General features: G+C 31.7%; 22 protein-coding genes and 2 pseudogenes. 18 read left to right on the top strand and 6 right to left on the bottom strand.

What is annotated here, in order from left to right; genetic code table 11:
- Positions 1–262 precede the first annotated feature (262 nt).
- Positions 263–583, top strand: coding sequence for a hypothetical protein (locus CHB72_RS26510; RefSeq protein ID WP_176431315.1), 321 nt, complete (start codon positions 263–265; stop codon positions 581–583).
- Here CHB72_RS26510 and CHB72_RS10450 read toward each other — a convergent pair.
- Positions 578–2,161, bottom strand: a complete 1,584-nt coding sequence (locus CHB72_RS10450) for a recombinase family protein (RefSeq protein WP_089282834.1) — start codon at positions 2,159–2,161, stop codon at positions 578–580. The genes CHB72_RS26510 and CHB72_RS10450 overlap by 6 nt on opposite strands.
- 447 nt (positions 2,162–2,608) lie before the next feature.
- Here CHB72_RS10450 and CHB72_RS10445 point away from each other — a divergent pair, with 447 nt between their 5' ends.
- On the top strand, positions 2,609–4,024 hold the full coding sequence (locus tag CHB72_RS10445; RefSeq protein ID WP_089282833.1) for a hypothetical protein: 1,416 nt from the start codon (positions 2,609–2,611) through the stop codon (positions 4,022–4,024).
- 82 nt (positions 4,025–4,106) lie between these two features.
- On the opposite strand, the gene CHB72_RS10440 is transcribed toward CHB72_RS10445, so the two are convergent.
- On the bottom strand, positions 4,107–5,030 hold the full coding sequence (locus tag CHB72_RS10440) for an AEC family transporter (RefSeq protein ID WP_089282832.1): 924 nt from the start codon (positions 5,028–5,030) through the stop codon (positions 4,107–4,109).
- 196 nt (positions 5,031–5,226) lie between these two features.
- On the opposite strand from CHB72_RS10440, the gene CHB72_RS26505 reads away from it, so the two are divergent.
- The 4 genes from CHB72_RS26505 to CHB72_RS10425 all read left to right on the top strand — a co-directional run bounded on the left by CHB72_RS26505 (position 5,227) and on the right by CHB72_RS10425 (position 7,785).
- Positions 5,227–5,364, top strand: coding sequence for a hypothetical protein (locus tag CHB72_RS26505; protein ID WP_176431314.1), 138 nt, complete (start codon positions 5,227–5,229; stop codon positions 5,362–5,364).
- A 20-nt stretch (positions 5,365–5,384) separates the two neighbouring features.
- A complete protein-coding gene (locus CHB72_RS10435; RefSeq protein ID WP_089282831.1) occupies positions 5,385–5,885 on the top strand; it encodes a pentapeptide repeat-containing protein in 501 nt (166 codons plus the stop codon).
- Positions 5,886–6,421: 536 nt separating this feature from the next.
- A complete protein-coding gene (locus CHB72_RS10430; RefSeq protein WP_176431313.1) occupies positions 6,422–7,036 on the top strand; it encodes a TetR/AcrR family transcriptional regulator in 615 nt (204 codons plus the stop codon).
- A gap of 20 nt (positions 7,037–7,056) precedes the next feature.
- On the top strand, positions 7,057–7,785 hold the full coding sequence (locus CHB72_RS10425) for a CPBP family intramembrane glutamic endopeptidase (RefSeq protein WP_089282829.1): 729 nt from the start codon (positions 7,057–7,059) through the stop codon (positions 7,783–7,785).
- A gap of 595 nt (positions 7,786–8,380) precedes the next feature.
- Here the strand turns inward: CHB72_RS10425 and CHB72_RS10420 are convergent.
- Entirely contained in the window at positions 8,381–9,613 is a 1,233-nt protein-coding gene (locus CHB72_RS10420) for an LL-diaminopimelate aminotransferase (RefSeq protein ID WP_089282828.1), read from the bottom strand.
- A 652-nt stretch (positions 9,614–10,265) separates the two neighbouring features.
- Between CHB72_RS10420 and CHB72_RS10415 the strand changes: the two genes are divergently transcribed.
- From CHB72_RS10415 to CHB72_RS10380, 8 genes are all read left to right on the top strand, one after another.
- Positions 10,266–10,658, top strand: coding sequence for a hypothetical protein (locus tag CHB72_RS10415; protein ID WP_089282827.1), 393 nt, complete (start codon positions 10,266–10,268; stop codon positions 10,656–10,658).
- A 51-nt stretch (positions 10,659–10,709) separates the two neighbouring features.
- Entirely contained in the window at positions 10,710–11,489 is a 780-nt protein-coding gene (locus CHB72_RS10410) for a J domain-containing protein (protein ID WP_089282826.1), read from the top strand.
- A gap of 246 nt (positions 11,490–11,735) precedes the next feature.
- Positions 11,736–11,939, top strand: coding sequence for a hypothetical protein (locus CHB72_RS10405; RefSeq protein WP_089282825.1), 204 nt, complete (start codon positions 11,736–11,738; stop codon positions 11,937–11,939).
- Positions 11,940–12,072: 133 nt separating this feature from the next.
- Positions 12,073–12,279 (top strand): hypothetical protein, encoded by a 207-nt coding sequence (locus CHB72_RS10400; RefSeq protein ID WP_089282824.1) that lies wholly within the window; start codon positions 12,073–12,075, stop codon positions 12,277–12,279.
- A 59-nt stretch (positions 12,280–12,338) separates the two neighbouring features.
- Positions 12,339–13,895 (top strand): spore germination protein, encoded by a 1,557-nt coding sequence (locus CHB72_RS10395; RefSeq protein ID WP_089282823.1) that lies wholly within the window; start codon positions 12,339–12,341, stop codon positions 13,893–13,895.
- A gap of 48 nt (positions 13,896–13,943) precedes the next feature.
- Positions 13,944–15,140, top strand: a complete 1,197-nt coding sequence (locus tag CHB72_RS10390; protein ID WP_089282822.1) for a Ger(x)C family spore germination protein — start codon at positions 13,944–13,946, stop codon at positions 15,138–15,140.
- A gap of 4 nt (positions 15,141–15,144) precedes the next feature.
- The gene (locus CHB72_RS10385; RefSeq protein ID WP_089282821.1) at positions 15,145–15,351 is read left to right on the top strand and encodes a hypothetical protein; all 207 of its coding nucleotides are present in this window, start codon (positions 15,145–15,147) and stop codon (positions 15,349–15,351) included.
- Between the two features lie 59 nt (positions 15,352–15,410).
- Positions 15,411–16,493 (top strand): GerAB/ArcD/ProY family transporter, encoded by a 1,083-nt coding sequence (locus CHB72_RS10380; protein WP_089282820.1) that lies wholly within the window; start codon positions 15,411–15,413, stop codon positions 16,491–16,493.
- A gap of 59 nt (positions 16,494–16,552) precedes the next feature.
- Here CHB72_RS10380 and CHB72_RS28270 read toward each other — a convergent pair.
- The 3 genes and pseudogenes from CHB72_RS28270 to CHB72_RS10365 all read right to left on the bottom strand — a co-directional run.
- Positions 16,553–16,702, bottom strand: a pseudogene (locus CHB72_RS28270) (IS982 family transposase); the annotation flags it as partial.
- Positions 16,703–16,814: 112 nt separating this feature from the next.
- Positions 16,815–17,252: a sporulation protein YunB gene (gene yunB, locus CHB72_RS10370; RefSeq protein ID WP_278277827.1), complete on the bottom strand. Its 438-nt coding sequence runs from the start codon at positions 17,250–17,252 to the stop codon at positions 16,815–16,817.
- A 111-nt stretch (positions 17,253–17,363) separates the two neighbouring features.
- Positions 17,364–17,717 (bottom strand): annotated as a pseudogene (locus tag CHB72_RS10365) (IS982 family transposase); the annotation flags it as partial.
- 182 nt (positions 17,718–17,899) lie between these two features.
- Between CHB72_RS10365 and hflX the strand changes: the two are divergent.
- The 4 genes from hflX to CHB72_RS10345 all read left to right on the top strand — a co-directional run bounded on the left by hflX (position 17,900) and on the right by CHB72_RS10345 (position 21,284).
- Positions 17,900–19,186, top strand: a complete 1,287-nt coding sequence (gene hflX, locus CHB72_RS10360; protein ID WP_089282818.1) for a GTPase HflX — start codon at positions 17,900–17,902, stop codon at positions 19,184–19,186.
- A 229-nt stretch (positions 19,187–19,415) separates the two neighbouring features.
- Entirely contained in the window at positions 19,416–19,856 is a 441-nt protein-coding gene (locus CHB72_RS10355) for an NUDIX domain-containing protein (RefSeq protein WP_089282817.1), read from the top strand.
- 321 nt (positions 19,857–20,177) lie between these two features.
- The gene (locus tag CHB72_RS10350; protein WP_089282816.1) at positions 20,178–20,828 is read left to right on the top strand and encodes a YigZ family protein; all 651 of its coding nucleotides are present in this window, start codon (positions 20,178–20,180) and stop codon (positions 20,826–20,828) included.
- A gap of 60 nt (positions 20,829–20,888) precedes the next feature.
- Positions 20,889–21,284, top strand: a complete 396-nt coding sequence (locus tag CHB72_RS10345) for a CoA-binding protein (protein WP_089282815.1) — start codon at positions 20,889–20,891, stop codon at positions 21,282–21,284.

Below are 21,284 nucleotides of genomic sequence, written 5' to 3'. Positions count from 1 at the left end.
TCCTTAAAATAAAAAGGATCCTATAATAATAAAACTACCTTGAAAATATTTCTCTTTTATACACTTCTTTACTTACTTAACAATACGTTTTTCAAAGACTAGAACATATATAGCAATAGTAATATTATAACACAAAAAACATGCACTGTTAAGCATCTATCCTACTATACACAATTTATATAAAAAAGTCAAAAACTCTTTCTAGAGATATCACACAATATTCCTATTGCCAACATATACTATATAAAAGGAGATGATTATTTTGTACATAAAGAAAAGAAAAAGATATCTAAAAGTTAAAATATATACAATAATCATCTTTATGTTGATGGTCTTAACTTTTGGTTTTTTCTATATTGATAATAAGATCATGCCTACAGTACAAGCAATTGGTGAATTAAAGGCACAAGAAATTACAACTAGAGCCATTAATGAATCCGTCAGTGTTGTTGTTAAACAAGATGTTAAATACGAAGATTTAATATCTATAAAAGAAGATGCTGAAGGCAATATTACTTTTATGCAAGCTAATACTATGATGACAAAAGTTATAAAACTCCTGTGTAATATGCAGGAGTTATAATTTCAGGGTTTTAATGTTTAGGGCTTTTCCATCCCATTCAATATGATCAACAATAGTCTTTAAAAGCCTTCTTTTCTCCTCAAATTTACTATCGTCTATCTTGCTGTTAAATTCAAGGAGTGCTTCCTTAAAAAGGTCGAGATTAAAGTTATCCATATCTGAATTATCTTCAATAAGCTGATTTTCTAATCCTTTATTGTCTTTCGCTATCTTCTCGATTTCAGCCATTAAATATTCAGCTGCTAGAGAATCTTCTTTTCCTGCAATTTGTTTGACCAGGTTATCTATAGACTTTTTATTCTTATCTATTTTCTCTTTAATTAAGCTATTTTTCTTTACTTTATCTTTATTTACCTTTTTTGCATTTTCTATACTCTTGAAAACAGTGGGGGAGATGATCTTTTTTAATTTCTCTATAACAATATCATCAGTTTTCCCACCATTTAATCTAGTAGAATTGCATAGTGTGTTTTTAGATATGACTTTTTTATTACAGACATAGTAATGATATCTCACATCTGAGTTAAGTTTTTTGGGACCAAATAATACTCTCATGAAGCTGCCGCAAGAGCACTTCATCAGACCACTGAGTAGGGCAGCTGCAGAGGTGCCACTGCGAGGGGCCTTGGACTTGTTTTTATCAAACAACTGCTGAACCTTCACCCAGACCTTTCCTGATATGATACCCTTATGCTTACCAATAGCAATAATCCAATCAGATTTTTCATTATAACGACCCATTCTGGTATTTTTTAAGTCTCTTTTATTGTAGCCCATTAAAGCAAACTTGCCATTAAACTCTTCTTTATCGTTACATATATCAGCATCCATGGAATTAAGATACTCATATATAAATTCATCAGCAGTAGCATAGACAGGATTATGAAGTATTTGCTTTAGAGTCTGCTTTTGAAAGTCATTTCCATTTCTAGTTTTGATTCCATTAAGCAAACAAAAGGTCTCTAATTTCTGCAATGACTGCAATTCTAGATATTTCTCAAATATTACCTTTATGATCTCTAACTCTTCTTTGATTGGAATTAATTTGTATAGCTTTCTTTCTTTCATGTTCTGATCAATAAAGTTAATTGGCTCACTAGTAAACCCAGTAGGGTAGGTACCACCTAACCATCTACCGGTACGGGCTAACTGCATCATGTTATCTCTAATACGTTCAGCTATAGTTTCTCTTTCTAATTGTGCAAAGACGGAGGCAATATACATCATGGCACGGCCCATTGGGGTAGAAGTATCGAATTGCTCTTTAATGGAGACAAAAGCTATATTGTTTTTCTGCAGTAATTCGAGTGTATTAGAAAAGTCTGATACATTACGGCTAATACGGTCTAACCTATAGCAGATTAAAATATCATATTTTTTCTTTTCTGCATCTTTAACCAATTTTTTAAATTCAGGTCTATCTACATTTCCACCGGAGAAACCCTCATCTTCATATACAATAAATTCATCAGCATTAAAATGATTTTTAGCATATTCCTTACAAAGTGTTATTTGGTTTTCTATAGATTCACCTTTACCGGTGAATTTTGATTTTCTTGAGTAGATTGCTATTTTCATTTAAATCACCTCAACTTAACTATTTATCACAACATAATATGCTTCAGACGATAGCTTTGCATTTCAAATTTAAATTGATTCCTAAATACAGAAAGATCTTAAAAGAACATTTGTTTCATTATAGCATATTAGGAATAAAGTGGTAAGTAATATATAATCTCACCATGTGGATATTTAATTTCACAAATTGGAAAATTATTGTATAATTAATGTAATTTAAATAATTTGTGGGTGGGCAGAAAGATGGAGAATATAATGTTAAATTGGTATGGTTTCAACCCATTAGAATTAATGTAAGTGACATAAACATGTAAAAAATTCAAATATTTAGTAAAGTTTAGGATGATGGGTGGTGAACCGTATCATAAGTAGATAAGTAAGATTATTGTGTTATAGTATCTTGGTCATTCTGAGCGTAGCGAAGAAACTTAAAGGGAGGATATTTAGATGAGAAAAGCAACAACATTCATTTTAATGTTTTGTATATTAGCAACTCCTACATTTGCCCATGCAAATGCAGGGCCTACCTACTGGAAGGGGTATCCATCATCTGGAATTCTGACAATTGAAGAAAATAGCTCAATTGAAGTTGAAAAAGAGGATTTAATATTTGATTTTACCAGGGATGAATACTTAGATCATAATTATTATAGTATATCTAGTCGAGTTACAGCAAAATACACCATGTCTAATTACACTGAAAATAGGCAAACTGTACAAATGGCATTTCCTTTTATATCTCATATTCAAAATTTTAATCCTGAGGCTATTGACATTAAAGTAAATAATGAGAAAATACCCTTTGAAGTATTTATTGGCAATAAACTTGATACTAGAAGCCGAGGAAAGGATAATAAGGAACAGTTGGATTTTAGCTCTATTGTAAAGTCCATTAGTAGTTCGGAATATACCCCTACAAATTACAATTTAGATGAGATAGGGACTTTATATACATATGATGTAGTTTCAATTGGTGAGGATGAGTTAAGTGCTACCATAGATTATACCTATGATCATGAGAAAAGCAGAATTATGAGTAAGGGATTTAATGGATATCAAATAAAGGATGGTACTGAAAGTATAATTGCTCGGATTAGGGAGAATGAAGAATTTGAAATATTTCTTCTAGGACAAGATGTAGAGTTTAATTTTAATGCATATTCAGACGTGGAGCTCACAAATAAAACAGACCAATATTCACTTGATATAAGGACTCAAGAGGTATCTATGAGAGAATATCTAACTAAAGAAATTGAAATATTTAAGAATAAGGTTAATTATTTAGATTATCTGGCCGACAATCAGATATTCAATCTAAGTTCAAAACTACTGGATGAACTTATTGAACAAAAGGTGGTTAATCTAGGGGTTGATGAATTTTTTTTAATTGATGGTATGGAAAGATTTTTTGTACTAATTTATGTAGTAGATTTCCAGCCTCATAGCACAAATGATGTTAGTGTAAGCTATAATTCTAGGGGCACCATGGATAAGACAAAAACTGCAGAGCCACTTTATACCTTTGACTATATTTTAAATCCTGCAAAGAACTGGGCATCATTTAATAATCTTAATATTGAGATAAGGCCTCCTGCTGAGCATCCATATATAATAGACAGCAGTGTAAACCTAGTCAGAAAAGAAGACGGAACCTATACTGGAAGTTTTGAATCATTACCCGAGGTAGATCTTTCCTTTTCTCTATATTATAACGAAGAAATAACCACTATTGATAAAATAAAAGGATTTCTAAGCTCAAATTCATATTTATTTATGGCCTCGGCCCCCTGGCTATTGGGAGCTTTAATAGGATTTATTATCAAAGGAATTTACAGTAAACTTAGGAAATTAAAAGAGAACTAACTTATTCATAGTTTACAACAATTTATCACACAGAAAAATAAAATTGATATAATGAATTACTAAGAATATATAGGATTTAAAATTATATTATGATTTTTAATAGCACAGTAACAGTAACTAAAGAAAGTAATGTGGTCACAGACACAATAACAGCTGCATATTCTTTTTCTTTATCAAAACTTTCTGCTAGTATTGAAGTCATGGCGGAGGCTGGCATGGCAGACATTATAATTACTGTATTTATGGCTTTGGATGGTTCTCCTACTGACAATGAGATTAAGTAGATAATAGCAGGTATAATTATTAATTTAGTGGTTACTCCATAATATATTGTCCAATCTATTAAATACTTTTTTATTTTAACATTTGAAAGGATAACGCCAATAATAATCATAGATAAGGGACCTGTGATATTACCAATAGCTTCTATACTGGATAATAGGCCACCTGACAATTGAATATTAAATATCATGATGATAGCACCTATACAAACTGCTATAATAGATGGGTTTAGAAGAATTTTTTTAAGTTCCTTCTTTAATTCTTTCTTATCAAAACTACCTTTAAATAGTACAAGTCCATAGGTCCATAACAATATTACGAAAAACATATTAAATATAGATCCATATACGATACCCTCTGCACCATAGATAGAATTCAGTATTGGAAATCCAACATAACCTGTATTCATAAACACGTTAGCAAAATGCAATATTGTTTTTTTATCCCTCTTTATTGGTAGTAGCAACAAGTAGGAAACAATGATAATTACGATATAAGTTATAATAGAATAGTAAAATGTTTTTACAACATTAGACCTAATAGTATTGTCATAGGTGTAAATGAAAGAAGAAAGAATCATAAAGGGTAATGCTATCTGTATAAGAATATTTGTTAATCCTTTATTCATTTTTGTAGTAATGATTTTTTTCTTGCTAGCATAGACCCCTACTAAAATCATAATAAATAAAGAAAGAACACTCTCTAAAATAACTAGCAATCCCATGACAATACCCCCTTTTAAGTAGGTGCTAATTATTTTATTCCATATAATTTTTTATGTTACAAAACAATATAGTACAGTAAGGGGGCAATGAGTGTAGCGGCATAATAACTTGTTCCCATGTCTCTACGAAATAGGAGTTTAATAAAATCCTGTGTTTTTCATTTAGGTACAAAAATAAGTTTAAGGGGAGGATACCATGAATAAGAAGCAAGTTCTTCCAAAAGTAATTAAGCCAAAATTTATAAAAGGTATTGAGCAAACATGTATGGAAGTTGTCGATAGTGAAGATGAATGTATCATTAAGAATATATATATATATCAGAGTGTAGGATAAAAACGCAGGAAGCTAATAAAGTGGGTTTTGAAGGTGTAATTTTTAATAAAGTAGATTTTAAAGGTATTACATTAAACTTATTAGAGCTTATTGATGTAAGATTTGAAAACTGTGACTTATCAAATGCAAATTTTATTGGGGGAATTATACATAGAGCTGAGTTTATAGATTGTAAGTTGATGGGTTTAAATCTCAATGATGCCACGCTCCAGAATGTTTATATAAATAACTGTAATGCTCAATTTGTTCAAATGAATTATATTCGAATGAAAAATGTGATCCTATCAGATTGTATATTTGAAAATAGTAATTCTCAACACAGTAAATTTGATAAGGTTGAGTTTAGAAAATGTAATTTTAAACTAAGTCAAATGTCGGGAACAAGCTTGTCAGGAATAGACTTGAGTAATTCTGATTTTGAAGGAGTAGGTGTAGGCCTTGAAGATATTAGGGGTGCCATTGTTTCTCCTATGCAAGCGGTAGGCTTTTCAAAATTATTTGGACTTGTTATAAAAACGTAAATCGTGATAAGAGGATAAGTATATTGTGTGAAAATTATTATTCGCTTCATTACTCAAAATATATATAAAAAAACCGCAAGTAAAGTGATACGGTGAACCTTACCATAAGTAACGACGGTTTTTCTTGAAAACATTGTAAATACTGATGTATAAGACGTAGGATATGAGGCCTATTTTAATTATTATCTTATATGAAGTAAGGAAAATAGGTTATATGCTGGAATGTGCTTATTTGGTTTGGGTTATGGTACGGTTTCAAGACCATATCATAACCCAAATATAAATAATTACAAAGGAAATAGATTAAATAGAGTAGGATGTGTAGAATAGCAACGACCCTTCTGAGGATAATTCAGAAGGGTTGTTTTCTGTTTTCGGGAGAAGATACCATTTAAAATTACAGTATATGATAAATACGTTATAAAGGTAAATTAAATTCGAAAATATTGAAGAGGAAACTGATTGAGTTGACAAGCATAAAAACCACTGATACAATGACTATAATATAAATTTGGTCATTGAACAGGAGGAGCATGATGGCAAAGCATTTTTCTGAAGAGGATAAACAGGTTATTAAGAAGAAACTTTTAGATGAAAGTAAAAAAATGTTTGAAAAACAAGGGATAAAAAAAACTAGTGTGGATCAAATCGTTGAAAAAGCAGGCATTGCTAAGGGGACATTTTACAATTTCTATTCATCCAAAGAATCTTTGGTATTTGATTTATTGATGAACATTGAATTAGAGATTCATAGAGAGGGAATGAACCATTTAAATAAGTTAGCAATCGCACATAAATTTCCCAAAGCAATGGAAATATATATACTCAAATTATTTAGATATTTAGAAAATGAACCGTTGTTATTTATTCTGAATGATTCTCGGCAGATTCAAGAGATTTGGATGAAAATTAGTTTGAAGGAGCAGCAACGTAGCATTTACCAAGATCAAAGAAAGATTAAAGATTATATTAACTTAGCTAATCAGATGGGATATAAATTAAAATCATCGACTAATGTATTTGAAGCAACTTTAAGAAGTTTTTTCTTTATATATATCAATCAAAATATGATTGGTGTGGAATGTTATGAGAGCTTAGAATTAATTGTAAAATCTACTTTGCAAAACTTGTTTGACACAAATGAAATTTAAGGGGTGTTAATATCAAACAAATGGATTTTAAAAAGACATTATTATTTTTTGGTATACCAGGGCTAGTTATTTTCAGTATGTTTACTTGGGGATTTAATTCATTAATTGAATTGAATTTACCAGTTCATTGGGTAACTTTTATTTGTTTGTGGATACCTTTATTAATATTACTTAGTATTGTTTTAATGGAATTTAAAAAAAGTGATATTGATTTTAAAGAATTTTTTTGGATAAATAAATTAAATAAAAGACAATTATTAATTGTACTGGGAGCTTTTCTTATAGCTCAAGTTGGTGAGCTACTTTTATCTTTTACTACACCGTTACTTGCTACTTTACAGGGCTTTCGTGTACCTGACTACTTTCCAGATATATTTAGAGCTGATTTGACAATTGAAATTCCTTTAGAAACTTTTCTAGGCATGAACTTATCAGGAAATTATTATTCTTTATTTTTCTTTGCAATATGGCTAACTGTTAATATTGGCTGTGAAGAAATTCTTTGGAGAGGTTATGCTTTACCTAGAATGGAAATGTATTTTCATAAGTGGGCATGGTTAGTTAATGGAATACTTTGGAATATTAGTATACATTACTTTATGAGGTGGTCGATTATTACTCTCCTGCCAGTAACCTTGATTGTGCCTTATTTAAGTCAAAGATATAAGTCTATATGGCCTGGTGTAATTATACATGGTCTTGGAAATTTGCTAATTTATGTTGTGTTAATTCCTAGTGTTATAAGATAATTCAGAGTTTAAATATATAAGATATCAGTGAAATTCTGAATGAAGTTATTGAATCGATTGGTACAATGGTGCTTAGTATCATAGTATACATACGCAATATAGGAGTTATATTATCAACCCAAATCAGCTTATAAAAAAACCGTAGTTACAGCGATACGGAGAATCGTATCATAAGTAACGGCGGTTTTTTGTTAGAAACATTGTAGATACTGGGTGTAAGAAATTCCATGTAAATACATTTTCTATTGGAAGTTCTTCAATTTGTACATTATTCGTGATTTGTCCCCTATTCTTTCTAAAAAAGCAACCCTATGTTTCAGGTAATCATTAACTACAATAATAAGGCACCAAGTAATGAATATAACCAGTTTTTCATGTGAAAATATGAATCTAGAAATTATATTAGCCCCTATAATACAAATCATAATATGCCTTAAAAGAAACAAGTACTTTGAGTATCTATTCCAAAAAACCCCCCCTGTATATCTAAACTAGTTATAGCAAAAAATGGTATAACTTATAAATTATTAATATCATCGTTAATAATAAAAAAGGTTACCAGGACATATTCCTGTTAACCCTTGTTTATTTAGTACTAAAAAACCAATTCAAGTTGTAATAACCGTTCTTTTATTAGATTAATAATTCTTTTTTCATCTTCTAAATCTTTAGCCTCAAATGTGACAGATAGTCTGACATAAGGTTCTGGGGTATTCCATGGTACGGTACAAATTTGAGCACGGGTTAATAAAAAGATGGAGAAGTCCTCTGCATCTTTAAATGTTATACCACCTCGAGTTCCTTTAGGAATAGGTAGATAGCAGTAGAAGGTGGCCTTAGGTTTTTCTATACTGAAGCCTATCTCTCTTAAGGCAGGAATGAGAAGATTAAATCTTCTAGAATAACGGTTGCAGTTACATAAAGAAATCTCAGGATGATTTAAAGCATATGCACCAGCCTTCTGAATAGCACGAAACTGTCCAGAATCTGAGTTAGCCTTTACAGTGCTTAAAATACCAATTGCTTCAGGATTCCCAGCAGCAAAAGCTATACGCCAGCCTGTCATATTATAGGTTTTTGAAAGAGAATGAATTTCAACACCTACATCTTTGGCTCCAACAATGGATAGAAAGCTTAAGGGTTTCTCATCATCAAATACAATAGTAGCATAGGTGGAATCAGCCACTACAATGATATTATTTTTATGAGCGAACTCCACAACCCTTTGATAAAAATCCTTAGTGGCTACTTGACCAGTGGGATTATTAGGATAATTAATATATAGAAGCTTAGAACGATATAAAATAAAATTTGGGATACTAGAAAAATCTGGATAGAAATTATTTGCTTTAGTCAATGGAACCTCATAAACAACTCCCCCAAGATACTTGGTATGAGTGGCGATAATAGGATAACTCGGTAAGGTAGTTAAAGTAATATCACCTGGATTAATAAAACATAAAGGTAGCATTGATAGAATAGACTTTGCCCCAATTCCATGAAGAATCTCCTGATAAGGGTCAAGATTATCTATGCCAAAAACCCCATAGAGATAATTTGCCGCTGCCTTCTGAAATTCCGAGATGCCATTATCGGCATACAACCTATTTTCTTTTTTACCTGCTTCCTTGCATAGTAACTCTACAATTCTCTTATCTGCTGTTAAGTCAGGTTCGCCAACATCCATATCAATAAATTCCATATCGGGATACTTCTTGATTGCTTCCTCCTTTACTTTTTTAATCCTCATAAACTTATAATCCTGTTTTGCAATATCAAAGCTTTGGTCTCTAAAACGATCAGCAATTAAATTACCAATTCCACCCATAGCGCTCTCTCCCTTCAAATTAAATAATAGAAATAAGAACTCATAGATTATTTTATTCTGAAGTGAAGAAAAGTGTTAATTAGAAGACATAAATTAGGACAAGGAGGCGGGGGATTGTCCCTAAAACACAATACAGGTTACAGGTAGCCTCACAGATTAGGAATATGATTTCTGAGTATACGGCAACAACTTTAAAGATGCTTTTCACTAGCTGGGGACTTTTGAATTGATAAGAGGAAGATTATACATGGCAGTATCATGACGTACTGCCCCTACAACATCGAACAATGATTTCTACTTCGCATGTTCTTTCCAAGACGACATATGTTGGGTATGCTGGTAGGGGAGGGATTGGTTGAAATCAGAGATGTAGGGGGTTTTAGATAAAAATTGGAACGCGTATATGTTCCCTCAGAAAAGTCTGAGGGATTTTTGATTAGAGGAGTCTATTATATGAACAAATGTGTATCATTATCTAGAAAGGTGGCTTTCTATGTAGTTATTGCAAAGGAAGTTTAAGGTACTTGAGATATAGTATTTTTAAATATATAATTATTTAAGAGAAAAATTTACTTATAGGGAACCATAAGCATTTTACAAGAAGGTATAAAATATAAGAAATGGTAGTTAGTATTTATTAGGAGTGATAAAGATGAACTGGTTAAGAACGTTTATGGTTGGAAGATATGGAGGTGATCAACTCTCTATTTTTTTACTTGCCTTATCAATAGTTTTAACAATAATAGCGCGGATTACTGGAATTTCAATATTAATGATTATAAGTTATTTTCCTCTATTTGGAGCTGTTTATAGAATGCTTTCAAAGGATATACAAAAACGCAGTATGGAAAATTACAAGTTTGCTATATTTGTAAATCCTGTTTACTCTAGGTTAAAAAAAGTACAAGATCGTATTAAAGACTTAAAGACTCATAAATATTATAGGTGTACTAAGTGCAAGACGATGCTGCGGGTTCCAAAGGGTATAGGGAAAATCTTGATTACATGTCCCAAGTGTAAGGATCAGTCTATTAAAAAAACTTAATCAGACTAGCCTTTAGCAAAGTTTAAGGCAATAAGGAGAGGGTAACTGGAGATGAGACTAATTAAGAAAGCTTTAGGTAAAATCTTACATGGAATAGGTAAGATAATATGTGTAATAATGGATAGCTTAATACAGCTAATCGAGAATATGGTTTTATATGTAGGAAGTTTTTTCAAGGGCTGTTTAGCTTTAGCAAGTATGGGGGGCTGTTTGTTTTTTTTGATATTTGCTAATTTGGGCTTAAAGATATTGATGCATCCTGTTGGGTTATCTGTAATATTGTTTTTATTGGCATTTTTAATGCTTGGGGGTAAGTTTGTATCCTATTTGAAATATCTAAAATATATTACAACGGAATTTTTATTTAATACTGCCAATTACCTTATGGATGAGATAAACTATCAATATAAAGCTTTTAATGAATACAAAGCAGCTTACAAAAAAGCCGAAGAAGACAGAATAAGAGAACAACAACGTCGTTATTATGAGCAGCAAAGAGAATGGGAAGAACGTTTTAAACAACAATGGTATCAACAGAATTATCAAAGGGGCCAAGGTACCTATGGTGATTATGGCAGCCAGGGTAGTTACGGCCATGGCTTTGTTGATCCTAATGTTGAGTTTAAGAATAAGTATGAGAGAAATTGTGATGTTCTAGGGGTATCCTATGATGCAGATAGGACTCAAATTAAAAGCGCATATAGAAAAAAGGCAAAGGAGTATCATCCAGATTTGAGTAAAGTTCCAAATGCAACAGAGATTTTCCAAGGAATTACTGCTGCATACGAGTTTTTAAGTGATGATAATATGCAACGCTACAAAAATATGTAAATTGTATTTCATAGTTTAATAGGTGTTTCCATAGTCTTAGCTGGCATTGTAGCAGCCTATGGTCATAATTGGTGGGTACTTCGCAGTGTTAGTTGTTAGATTGTAAATATACAATATTATATCTTAAGTAAAAAGTGATAGATTGGGGAGATGTTTTACATCAATAAGGATATTTGATAATAAACAACACTAAAAGAATAGTACAAACCGCTAAACCCATATGTTGTAATGTGGGAGATGATAAATATGAAAGACATAAAAGTAAATCTATTTGTAGGGGATATATTATTTGAAGACTTACCTAAAGAAGAACAAAAAGAATTTAGCCAAAAGGTGAGCAGTATATACGCTGAACAGTTGTTTGAAAAACTGATACAGCTTATAAACAACCGAGATCCTAAGGCTAAAGAATACTATGAAGAACTATGTAAATGTATAGTAAAAAACTAAAGATAAGGGGGGTGCAGAATGTATATTAAAAGGCTGGATAGCTATGTAACAGAAGGTCTACAATTCAATTACTGAAGAAGATATCTTGACCCCCTTGTATGGTTTGACTGAGCGGTAGAAAGAGGTATCACTATTGAGGCAGAAGTATTCTTATACAGAAATTGCAAATATATTAAAAATTTTTTCAGCAGCAGTATTTGATATTTATAAACAAGCTTTTAAAAAGATTATTTACGGAAAAGAATGTTGTTCAAATGAGATTATATCAGCAGAGATGAATTTTACAGTGTTTTCATGGTGCATTTCAATCAAACTGTATATTATAAAGCTATTAGTATAATATATTATTTTGTTTGACATGATAATACTAATCTTATCACTAGCATTTTGGAGGAAATTATGTCAAAAAACATTAAAAAGCCCTTAAAATATTTAAAGAGAAGCAAAACTAATACCCTGACTCAAGCGCAAAAAATAGATGAGGCAATAGAAAAAATTCCAAAAGATATAAGAAATGTTGAAGACCTATTGAAGAATACATTTGAAAATAGCAGTGATTTAATTATTAGGAAAATATCTTTAGGTAGAAAAGGTAGAAATCTTTCTATCCCAGTATTAATTATTTTTATAGATGGAATAATAGATAAAAAACTAATCAATAGTGATATTATAAAGCCTCTCATGCAGCAGAATATCTCATTTAATTTTAATGCCTTATCAATTAACGAAGCCTTTCTCGATTTTTTAAAAGAAAGTCTTATTGTCAACTGCAATATTGATGAAATAAGAGATTTTCACGAAAGTATAGATGGAATTCTAAATGGCAACGCCCTCGTATATGTAGATGGTATTGGAAAAGCTTTAAAGGTAAGTGTGCAAGGAGGGAATATGCGAAGTGTTGAAGAGCCTTTAACAGAATCCGTTGTGCGGGGGCCAAGAGAGGGCTTTACTGAGTCAATACTGACCAACACTTCTCTATTAAGAAGAAAAATCAAAAACTCTTTACTTAGGTTTGAGACATTAACAATTGGCAAACAAACTAAAACTGAAATCATTATATGCTATATCAAAGGAATCGCAAATCAAGAAATCGTTGATGAAGTAAAAAGAAGATTAAATAGAATTAAAGCTGACAGCATTCTGGAGTCTGGCAATATTGAAGAGTATATTGAGGATGCTCCCTTTTCACTATTTCCTACTATAGCCAATAGCGAAAAGCCTGATATCGTAGCCTCTAAAGTTCTAGAAGGCAGAATTGCTATACTTTGTGATGGAACACCTTTTGTTTTAACGGTTCCCCATCTTTTTATAGAAGTATTGCAGGCTGGTGAAGATTACTATTCAAGGTGGGTTTATTCTTTACTAGTACGGTTTATACGATTGATGGCTTTTTGGATAAGTACTATGATCCCGGCCTATTATGTAGCTTTAATAAGTTTTCATCAGGATGTGATTCCATTCAAATTACTGTTAACTATGTCTGCTTCAAGGGAAGGTATTCCTTTTTCAGCATTTTCCGAAGCATTGATAATGATTTTTACCTTTGAGTTATTAAGAGAAGCAGGTGTTCGCATGCCTAGACCAATTGGGCAGGCCATTAGCATTGTGGGGGCCTTAGTTATTGGAGATGCTGCTGTTAGAGCTGGCCTTGTAAGTATTCCTATGGTTGTGGTAATTGCTATTACTGCAATCAGTAGTTTCATCATTCCTCAGATTGCTGGTGGACTATTGATTATACGATTGTTGCTGCTTATTGCAGCAAATATAGTGGGGATTTTTGGAATAATTATTGGAACGTTATTACTATTCATTCATATGTGTAGTCTTAAATCCTTTAATATACCTTATTTATCTCCAATAACACCACTTGAAGCAAGTGATTTAAAAGACAGCTTTATTCGTTATCCTATATGGGCACTATTGCTTAAACCCAGATCTTTTTTTAGAAAGACTTAATATCATTATTAGCAATTCAAATTATTTAGACAGGATGTTGATTGATCAATGAGTAAAAAAATATGCAAAAAAGTATTTTTAGTATCCATCCTACTCACCTTATCTTTGACCACCTCTTGCTGGAATAATAGAGATATAACTGATATTGCTATAGCAGTTGGTGTTGGTCTGGATAAAACAGATTCAGGAGAAATTGAACTTACTATTGAGATGGTAAATCCTTCAGCAATACACTCTGAAGAGGGAGCAGGCGGGGGCAGTGGGAACCTCCAGTCAAGTGTTGAAATATCTGCATCTGGCACTACAGTTTTTGCTGCTGCTAGAAATTTAATAGGCTATTCCAGTAAAAAAATGTTTTTTTCCCACATTCAAGTGGTCATCATTGGAGAATCCCTTGCACGGGATGGGTTGAAGGAAATCATAGATTTTTGGGAACGGGATCATGAAACTAGAAGAAAAGCAGATTTTCTTATAGCAAAAGGAACAACTGCTAAAGAGATACTTAAAGCCCAGACTCAAATAGAAAATTTAACTTCTATTCACCTTATGAAAAGCTTAGAAGCCAGTGAATCTGGTGGCAAAATTCAAAAAATTACTCTTTTTGATATTATTCAGCAAATTCATGAGCCGGGACGTTCTGTTGTTATAGGTATCATATCTCCTGGCGGCTCTTCTGAAGCAGCTTATATTGAGGATATGGAACTTCAAGGAGCCAGCGTTTTCAAACATGGCAGATTGACAGGTTTCCTTTCTCCAACTGAAACCAGAGGCTTTCTATTTGCTACTGATAAGATTCAAAGCACCCTTCTTACTATTCCTAATCCATTACTACCAGAAAAATTATTTGCTGTAGAAGTTCTTAATAGTAACGGGAATATAGAAGCAAAATTTGATGAAAACCAACTCATGCTAAAAATCGAAGTAGAAGCTACGGGAAATCTGGGAGAAATTATTGGAGAAAAAAATTTAGCCAAGTTTGATTTATTAGACACATTGCAAAAAAATCTTGAGGAAGGTATAAAGGATGAGATAAATCAAGTGGTGAAAATAGCACAGCAGGAATATCAAAGTGACATATTTGGCTTTGGTGGAGAGCTTTATAGAAAACAATACAAAAAATGGTTAGAACTTGAGGATAATTGGGAGAATATATTTTCAAATACACCAATAGAAATTGAAGTAAAATTTAACCTTAATACTTCAGGCCTTATCATTGAGCCTGCATTTTCTGACATAAAGGAGTGAGAAAATGAAAATCATTGCGATACTTATTGTGTTTCTAATTATTGGGGTCATTGATTTTCCTAAACTATCCAAGCAAGATAAAAAAAAGAAATATATAATAATCTACTTTACCCTACTATCTCTTGGGTTATTCATTAGTATTCTACAGATTTTAGTAGAAGATCTCCCTGGACCTATGTTAATGTTAAAAAATATTATTGAAAAAAAATAGTTATAGAAAACTAAATTCCAACTTACCTTTAAACTATACTAAAATGGAGGAGAAATAAAATGACAGAAGAAAAAATGTCTTCTTATCAGCTAGGAATGATAATAATTTCCTTCTTTATAGGCAGTGCTTTAGCAATAAATCCTGCTGTTATAGCAAAACAAGATGCCTGGTTAGCCTTTTTGTTTGGCTGGGGTGGGGGGCTTATTTTGCTATGGGTTGCAATAAAAATTGCAGAGTTGCATCCTAAAAAGTCCTTGGTGGGAATATTGATAGATTGTTTTGGAAGGGTTTTGGGAAAATTAATAGCCCTGGTATATGGATGGTATTTCATACATCTTTCAGCAGAAGTAATCCGTACCTACGCCAGCTATACAACAACTGTAACTTATCCTGAAACACCACTACTTTTTTTTTCTGTCTCCTATTCTTTGGTGGTAATCTATTCACTGAAGGTAGGTATTGAAACCATAGGCAGGATTAGTGAAGTTTTTGTGCCTTTTATTATTCTGGTTGTTCTTTTCACCTTTTCTGCCTCCTTATCTTCTATGGATATTAGCAATTTTCAGCCTATATTGTCTCAAGGGTTTCTTCCGCCATTAACGGCTGGATTTACTACAATGATTTTGCCTTTTGGTGAATTTATTATTTTCTTAATGGTTTTACCTAATCTCAATCATCAAAATAGTTTTAAGAAAACCTCCCTTCTAGCTTATTTAATAGTTGGCTGCATATTATTTATTGTAGTCTGTAGAAATCTTCTGGTACTGGGGGCAGATATGCTGGCAAGAGACATCTTCCCTTCCCATATCGTATTCAGACTTATACCAGGAATAGATGTTGCACCTCTTTTAGATATCAATCTGATTATGGCAGGAATAGTGAAAACCTCTATATGTATTTATGCATCAGCCAAACTAATCACCGAGGTTTTTGGTCTTTTAAATTATCGAATACTGCTTTTACCCTTAACGGCTTTTGCTGTATCCTTGTCAATGATGGTTCGTGGTACTGTCATGGAACAGGTCACTGTTACAATGGAAATATGGCCAATTTATTCAATACCTTTTCAAATTATCATTCCCCTAACTTTGTTATTATTCTCCTTGTTTAATAGAAAAAACTATAATCATAATAGAACATAAAAAAGAAAGAGAGAACTTGCTCTTTCTTTTATTATTGTATAAGGAAAATCACCTGCTATAAGGATAAAATCCTTGAAATTTCTACGTTTTTTAATATGTATTGGGGCAACTTTTTGATAAATATTATCAATTAAGATATAGGTGACAGTAATAAAGTCCTTTAAGTTACCTATTTCTTTGATAGAATATCCTTTAGTAAACTCTAGCATATGTTTTCCTCCTATCTTAGTTTTTTGGTCGTTATATTAAGATAGGTTAATATAATTTGTTGGGGTTTTTCTATTTGTAAATTTTAACTAGCACAACAGGTTAATTTATACCTTACTCTCCATAAAGTGGAGCAATGTTTAAAAACTGATCTTTTGGAACATTTATATAATTCATAGGTACTCTACCCACAATAATTGTTTCAGCTACTGGTATATATGTGGTTACTTCAATAGTATTGGAACTAAAGGGTATTATTACTCGCACCTTTGTGTTAACAATTAAAAAAATACGATGTCTTGTTTGATTAATACCTGATTGTTCAAATTCTGTGCCAAAATTTACATCCACCATACCAAGAGGGGTAACTGTTAATTTAAATTTGGGACCATATTGCGCCAACAATTGGCTTCCAAGGGCGTTTCCCAATGGAATTTTTTCAGATGCCGTTTGAATTTGTTTAAGATGCTCTTGAATTGTTAATGCTACATCTGAAGCTACTTTATTCATCATCATAGTATTAGCTACAATTATCAAATCATAAATAATCATTTTTCTAATTTAACTCGTTATGCTACTTAATAAAATTTTTATTAAGAAATATTATGGTAATCAAGAAAGTTATAATACTCCTTAATTTATTCATGTACTAACAATATGATTATAGCCTAACATAAGTGTAAGTTCTTTACGGATTTCATCTATCACAGCATGTAATCCTCTACGTGTTCTATTGAAGCAAGTTCTACTACAGAATTTTGGAAACAAGTCTGGCAAATTCTTTTTACAAAAACCTAACCATGCTTTTTCAGAATAAATAGTGAGTAATTCATCCACAATACTAATGGTAATTATTTCACTATCACTCAGAATAGAAGTGTTGATATTTCTAAGTTTTTTAATATGTGTTGGGAGAACTCTCTGATAAATATCATTAATTAGGATGTAGGTGACAGTAATAAAGTCTTTTAAATCACCTATTTCTTTGATAGAATATTCTTTAGAAAACTCCAACATATGTTTCCCTCCTATCTTGATTTCTTGGTCGTTATCAAGGAAAGTTAACATAATCAGCTGGGGTTTTTGTATTTGTAAATTTTAACTAGCACAACAGTTTAAATTCATTTTAGTATTGTATTCTACGTTACTTATTGATTAATATATAAAGAGACTTAAGATAAATATATAGGAGTGAAAAAATGAGGATAGAAGTAAAGGAAGAACAAAAAAACAGAGCAATACTTGTTGGTATTAATGTAGAAGGTAGAGAAAACATTGGAAAAACGGATGAGTCTATGGAGGAATTAGAAGAGCTAGTTAAGGCCGCTGGAGCTGAAGTAGTTGCTATAACAGCACAAAACAAGCATAATATTCATCCAGCATTTTTTATCGGCAAAGGTAAAGCAGAAGAGATAGCAGATATGTGCAAGAACCATGAAGTAAATTTGGTGGTTTTTAATGATGAATTATCTGGCTCACAAATCAGAAATCTAGAAACAATAATAGAAGTAGATGTAATAGATCGTACTGCAATAATACTGGATATATTTGCTCAACGGGCACAAACTAAAGAAGGAAAACTCCAGGTAGAATTAGCTCAGCTAAAATATCGACTGCCAAGATTAACTGGCTTAGGAAAACAGTTATCTCGACAGGGAGGAGGAATTGGTACAAGAGGACCTGGAGAAATGAAGCTAGAAACTGATAGAAGACACATTTTAAGAAGAATAGATGAAATAAAAAAGCAGCTAAAAGAAGTTAGAAAAAACAGAGAAACCCAGAGATCTCAAAGAATTAAATCTGAACTTCCTATTGTAGCGTTAGTTGGATATACGAATGCTGGAAAATCTACATTAATGAATGCTTTACTAAGAGGAAGTCAAGATTACGAGGAAAGCAGAGAAGTATTTGCCAAAGATCAGTTGTTTGCAACATTAGATATATCTTTAAGGAAAATATCTCTGTCAAATAATGTTGAGTTTCTATTGACAGATACTGTTGGCTTTGTTAGTAAGCTACCCCATGACTTAGTAGATGCATTTAAATCCACATTAGAAGAAGTAAAATATGCAGACCTATTATTACACATTATTGATGCTTCTAATGAAAGTTATACATTACAAAAGGATACAACACAAAAAGTATTAAAGGAATTAGGTGCTAATGATAAAAGTATCATTAATGTGTTCAACAAGTGTGACCTAATAGGAGAGTCTATTGAATTATCAAAAGATGAGGATACGATTTTTATTTCTGCAAAAACTGGTATGAACATTCAACAGCTTTTGGAAATGATCTGTAACACGGTTGGCAAAAAAATCATGGAATTAAATCTTATAGTTCCATATAGTAAAGGCCATATTGTTTCTCAGCTTCATGATGAAGCAGAAGTATTAGACCAAGAATATCAAGAATCAGGAATTGTATTAAAGGTAAAAATAGATAGCATTCTTTATGAAAAATATAAAAAATATGAGTATATATAATAATATTAGACCTCTTTATTCTGATGAGTAAAGGGGTCTTAAAATGGAATACGTAATATTTTTGAACAAAATATAAAAAAAGAATATTATAACAATTATTAAGTATACTATATAGCATAAAAGATAGTGTCGCGTAAGAAAACTTAGGTAAATATTCTGAAAAAATATTGTAAATTTTTCTAATTTAGTGTATGATAGTAAGTAACAACAGTTAAAGGAGGTTTTAGCCATGATTTTTAGAAATTGTGCAGGTGGTGTGGTCTTCTATGCAAACCAAGTATTTCTCCTTAAAAACGAAAAAAATGAATGGGTATTACCAAAAGGAAAAATTCGTAATGATGAGTCTTCAATTGATGCGGCAATAAGTCGTGTTAAGATAGAAACTAGTTTAGATACTGAGATTCTATCGACAGCTGGAGAAACATGTTACGAATTTTTTTCTATTTCAAGAAAACAACCAGTTTGTAACCAAATAACTTGGTACATCATGATAACAAAAAATAAAGAATCTGAAATAAATAAAAAACTAGGCTTTAAAGATGGTGGATTTTTTCCTATTGATGAAGCAATAAGAATAATAAGCTATAGTCAGGATCAATCCCTTGTGAATCTATCCTATAAGAAATATAAGGAAATCATGAAGGAGAAAAAAGAAAGAGTAGCAGTTTAGGATTTCAAAGCAAGAAGCAGAACCAACTTCTAAAGGTTAGTGTAAAAATTAATAAAATCCAGACTATTCAAAAGTCTTCAGATTCAAGGAACAACAAAACCCAGCGACCGCAGCGTATATATAGTACGTTGGGATGCTGGGTTTTTGAAGTGATGAAGAAGATAAAGTTTTTTTAACGGTCCGATAGAATTCGGTTCTTTAATACTTTGTCATATAAGATTAACTAGCTATAGAAGACTACATAAATATTTTTGATTAGTGATATAATTTTCAAATTATGGTATAATAATGAATTAAAATATAGTAAAAGGATGAAATTATATGCTAAAAGAATATCGGACCTTGTTTGACAGAGGAAAAGATGAAATTATAATTGAAAAATCAAGATTTATTGGATATGCAAAGCCTGTCTATTCAGAGGAAAGTGCTATTCAGTTTGTTGAAGAAATAAAAGCTAAGCATAAAGATGCTACTCATAACGTACCAGCCTATGTTATAGGGGACCGCAACGAGATACAACGGTACAGTGATGATGGTGAACCATCTGGAACAGCAGGAATTCCAGTGCTGGAAGTAATTAAAAAAGAAGATTTGAGAAATGTTGCAATAGTAGTAACTAGATATTTTGGGGGTGTTAAACTAGGTACTGGAGGTTTAGTAAGAGCATATACTAAGGGCGCAAAAATTGCGCTAGAAGCTGCAAGAATAATTGTTAAAAGAGCTCATAAAATGATTCATGTAAGAATAGATTATACGCTATTAGGCAAAATCCAAAACGAAATACTACAGAACAAATATTTACTTAAAGAGACTCAATATGATGACGCAGTGCATTTCTATGTATATGTTAAAAAGGACGAAGTTGAAACATTTTTAAAACAATTAACAGAATGGACAAATGCAAGATGCGAAGCGGAAGAAATAAAAGAAGATTATTTAATAGAGATAGATGGAAAAATCGTTTATCCCTAAGAATATAATTTGAGTAGTTGGGTAATAAGATAATTAATAATACTTATAGGAGGTAATTACATGGATATTATTGAAAAAAACAAAAAAGAAATGTTGCAAAAAAAAGTCTGGGCTGTTGTTGGAGCTACACCAGATACTGAAAAATTTGGCTATAAAATATACAAAAAATTGAAAGCCCATGGCTACACCGTTTATGCAGTAAACCCAAAGTATGAAAAGATTGAAGGAGACAAGGTTTACAAAGATCTCAAGGATCTTCCAGAAAAACCTGAATGTATAGACATGGTGGTGGGACCAAAAATAAGCAAAATGATTTTAAATGAGATTAAAGAATTAGAAATACCTTATGTGTGGTTTCAACCTGGAACCTTTGATGAAGAGACAATAGATAAAGCAGAAGGTTATAATCTAAATATTGTGTATTATGATTGTGTATTGGTGGCCTTGGGAGAATAG

Source organism: Anaerovirgula multivorans (genome assembly GCF_900188145.1).
In the GTDB taxonomy this organism is placed as follows: domain Bacteria; phylum Bacillota; class Clostridia; order Peptostreptococcales; family Natronincolaceae; genus Anaerovirgula; species Anaerovirgula multivorans.
This window is presented reverse-complemented; position numbering and strand designations above follow the sequence as displayed.

Excerpts from the sequence above, each read along its gene's own strand:
- CHB72_RS10450 (WP_089282834.1), bottom strand. The coding sequence starts at position 2,161 with ATGAAAATAGCAATCTACTCAAGAAAATCAAAATTCACCGGTAAAGGT.
- CHB72_RS10445 (WP_089282833.1), top strand. The coding sequence starts at position 2,609 with ATGAGAAAAGCAACAACATTCATTTTAATGTTTTGTATATTAGCAACT.
- CHB72_RS10440 (WP_089282832.1), bottom strand. The coding sequence starts at position 5,030 with ATGGGATTGCTAGTTATTTTAGAGAGTGTTCTTTCTTTATTTATTATG.
- CHB72_RS26505 (WP_176431314.1), top strand. The coding sequence starts at position 5,227 with ATGAATAAGAAGCAAGTTCTTCCAAAAGTAATTAAGCCAAAATTTATA.
- CHB72_RS10430 (WP_176431313.1), top strand. The coding sequence starts at position 6,422 with ATGGCAAAGCATTTTTCTGAAGAGGATAAACAGGTTATTAAGAAGAAA.
- CHB72_RS10425 (WP_089282829.1), top strand. The coding sequence starts at position 7,057 with ATGGATTTTAAAAAGACATTATTATTTTTTGGTATACCAGGGCTAGTT.
- CHB72_RS10420 (WP_089282828.1), bottom strand. The coding sequence starts at position 9,613 with ATGGGTGGAATTGGTAATTTAATTGCTGATCGTTTTAGAGACCAAAGC.
- CHB72_RS10415 (WP_089282827.1), top strand. The coding sequence starts at position 10,266 with ATGAACTGGTTAAGAACGTTTATGGTTGGAAGATATGGAGGTGATCAA.
- CHB72_RS10410 (WP_089282826.1), top strand. The coding sequence starts at position 10,710 with ATGAGACTAATTAAGAAAGCTTTAGGTAAAATCTTACATGGAATAGGT.
- CHB72_RS10405 (WP_089282825.1), top strand. The coding sequence starts at position 11,736 with ATGAAAGACATAAAAGTAAATCTATTTGTAGGGGATATATTATTTGAA.
- CHB72_RS10395 (WP_089282823.1), top strand. The coding sequence starts at position 12,339 with ATGTCAAAAAACATTAAAAAGCCCTTAAAATATTTAAAGAGAAGCAAA.
- CHB72_RS10390 (WP_089282822.1), top strand. The coding sequence starts at position 13,944 with ATGAGTAAAAAAATATGCAAAAAAGTATTTTTAGTATCCATCCTACTC.
- CHB72_RS10385 (WP_089282821.1), top strand. The coding sequence starts at position 15,145 with ATGAAAATCATTGCGATACTTATTGTGTTTCTAATTATTGGGGTCATT.
- CHB72_RS10380 (WP_089282820.1), top strand. The coding sequence starts at position 15,411 with ATGACAGAAGAAAAAATGTCTTCTTATCAGCTAGGAATGATAATAATT.
- yunB (WP_278277827.1), bottom strand. The coding sequence starts at position 17,252 with ATGATTATTTATGATTTGATAATTGTAGCTAATACTATGATGATGAAT.
- hflX (WP_089282818.1), top strand. The coding sequence starts at position 17,900 with ATGAGGATAGAAGTAAAGGAAGAACAAAAAAACAGAGCAATACTTGTT.
- CHB72_RS10355 (WP_089282817.1), top strand. The coding sequence starts at position 19,416 with ATGATTTTTAGAAATTGTGCAGGTGGTGTGGTCTTCTATGCAAACCAA.
- CHB72_RS10350 (WP_089282816.1), top strand. The coding sequence starts at position 20,178 with ATGCTAAAAGAATATCGGACCTTGTTTGACAGAGGAAAAGATGAAATT.
- CHB72_RS10345 (WP_089282815.1), top strand. The coding sequence starts at position 20,889 with ATGGATATTATTGAAAAAAACAAAAAAGAAATGTTGCAAAAAAAAGTC.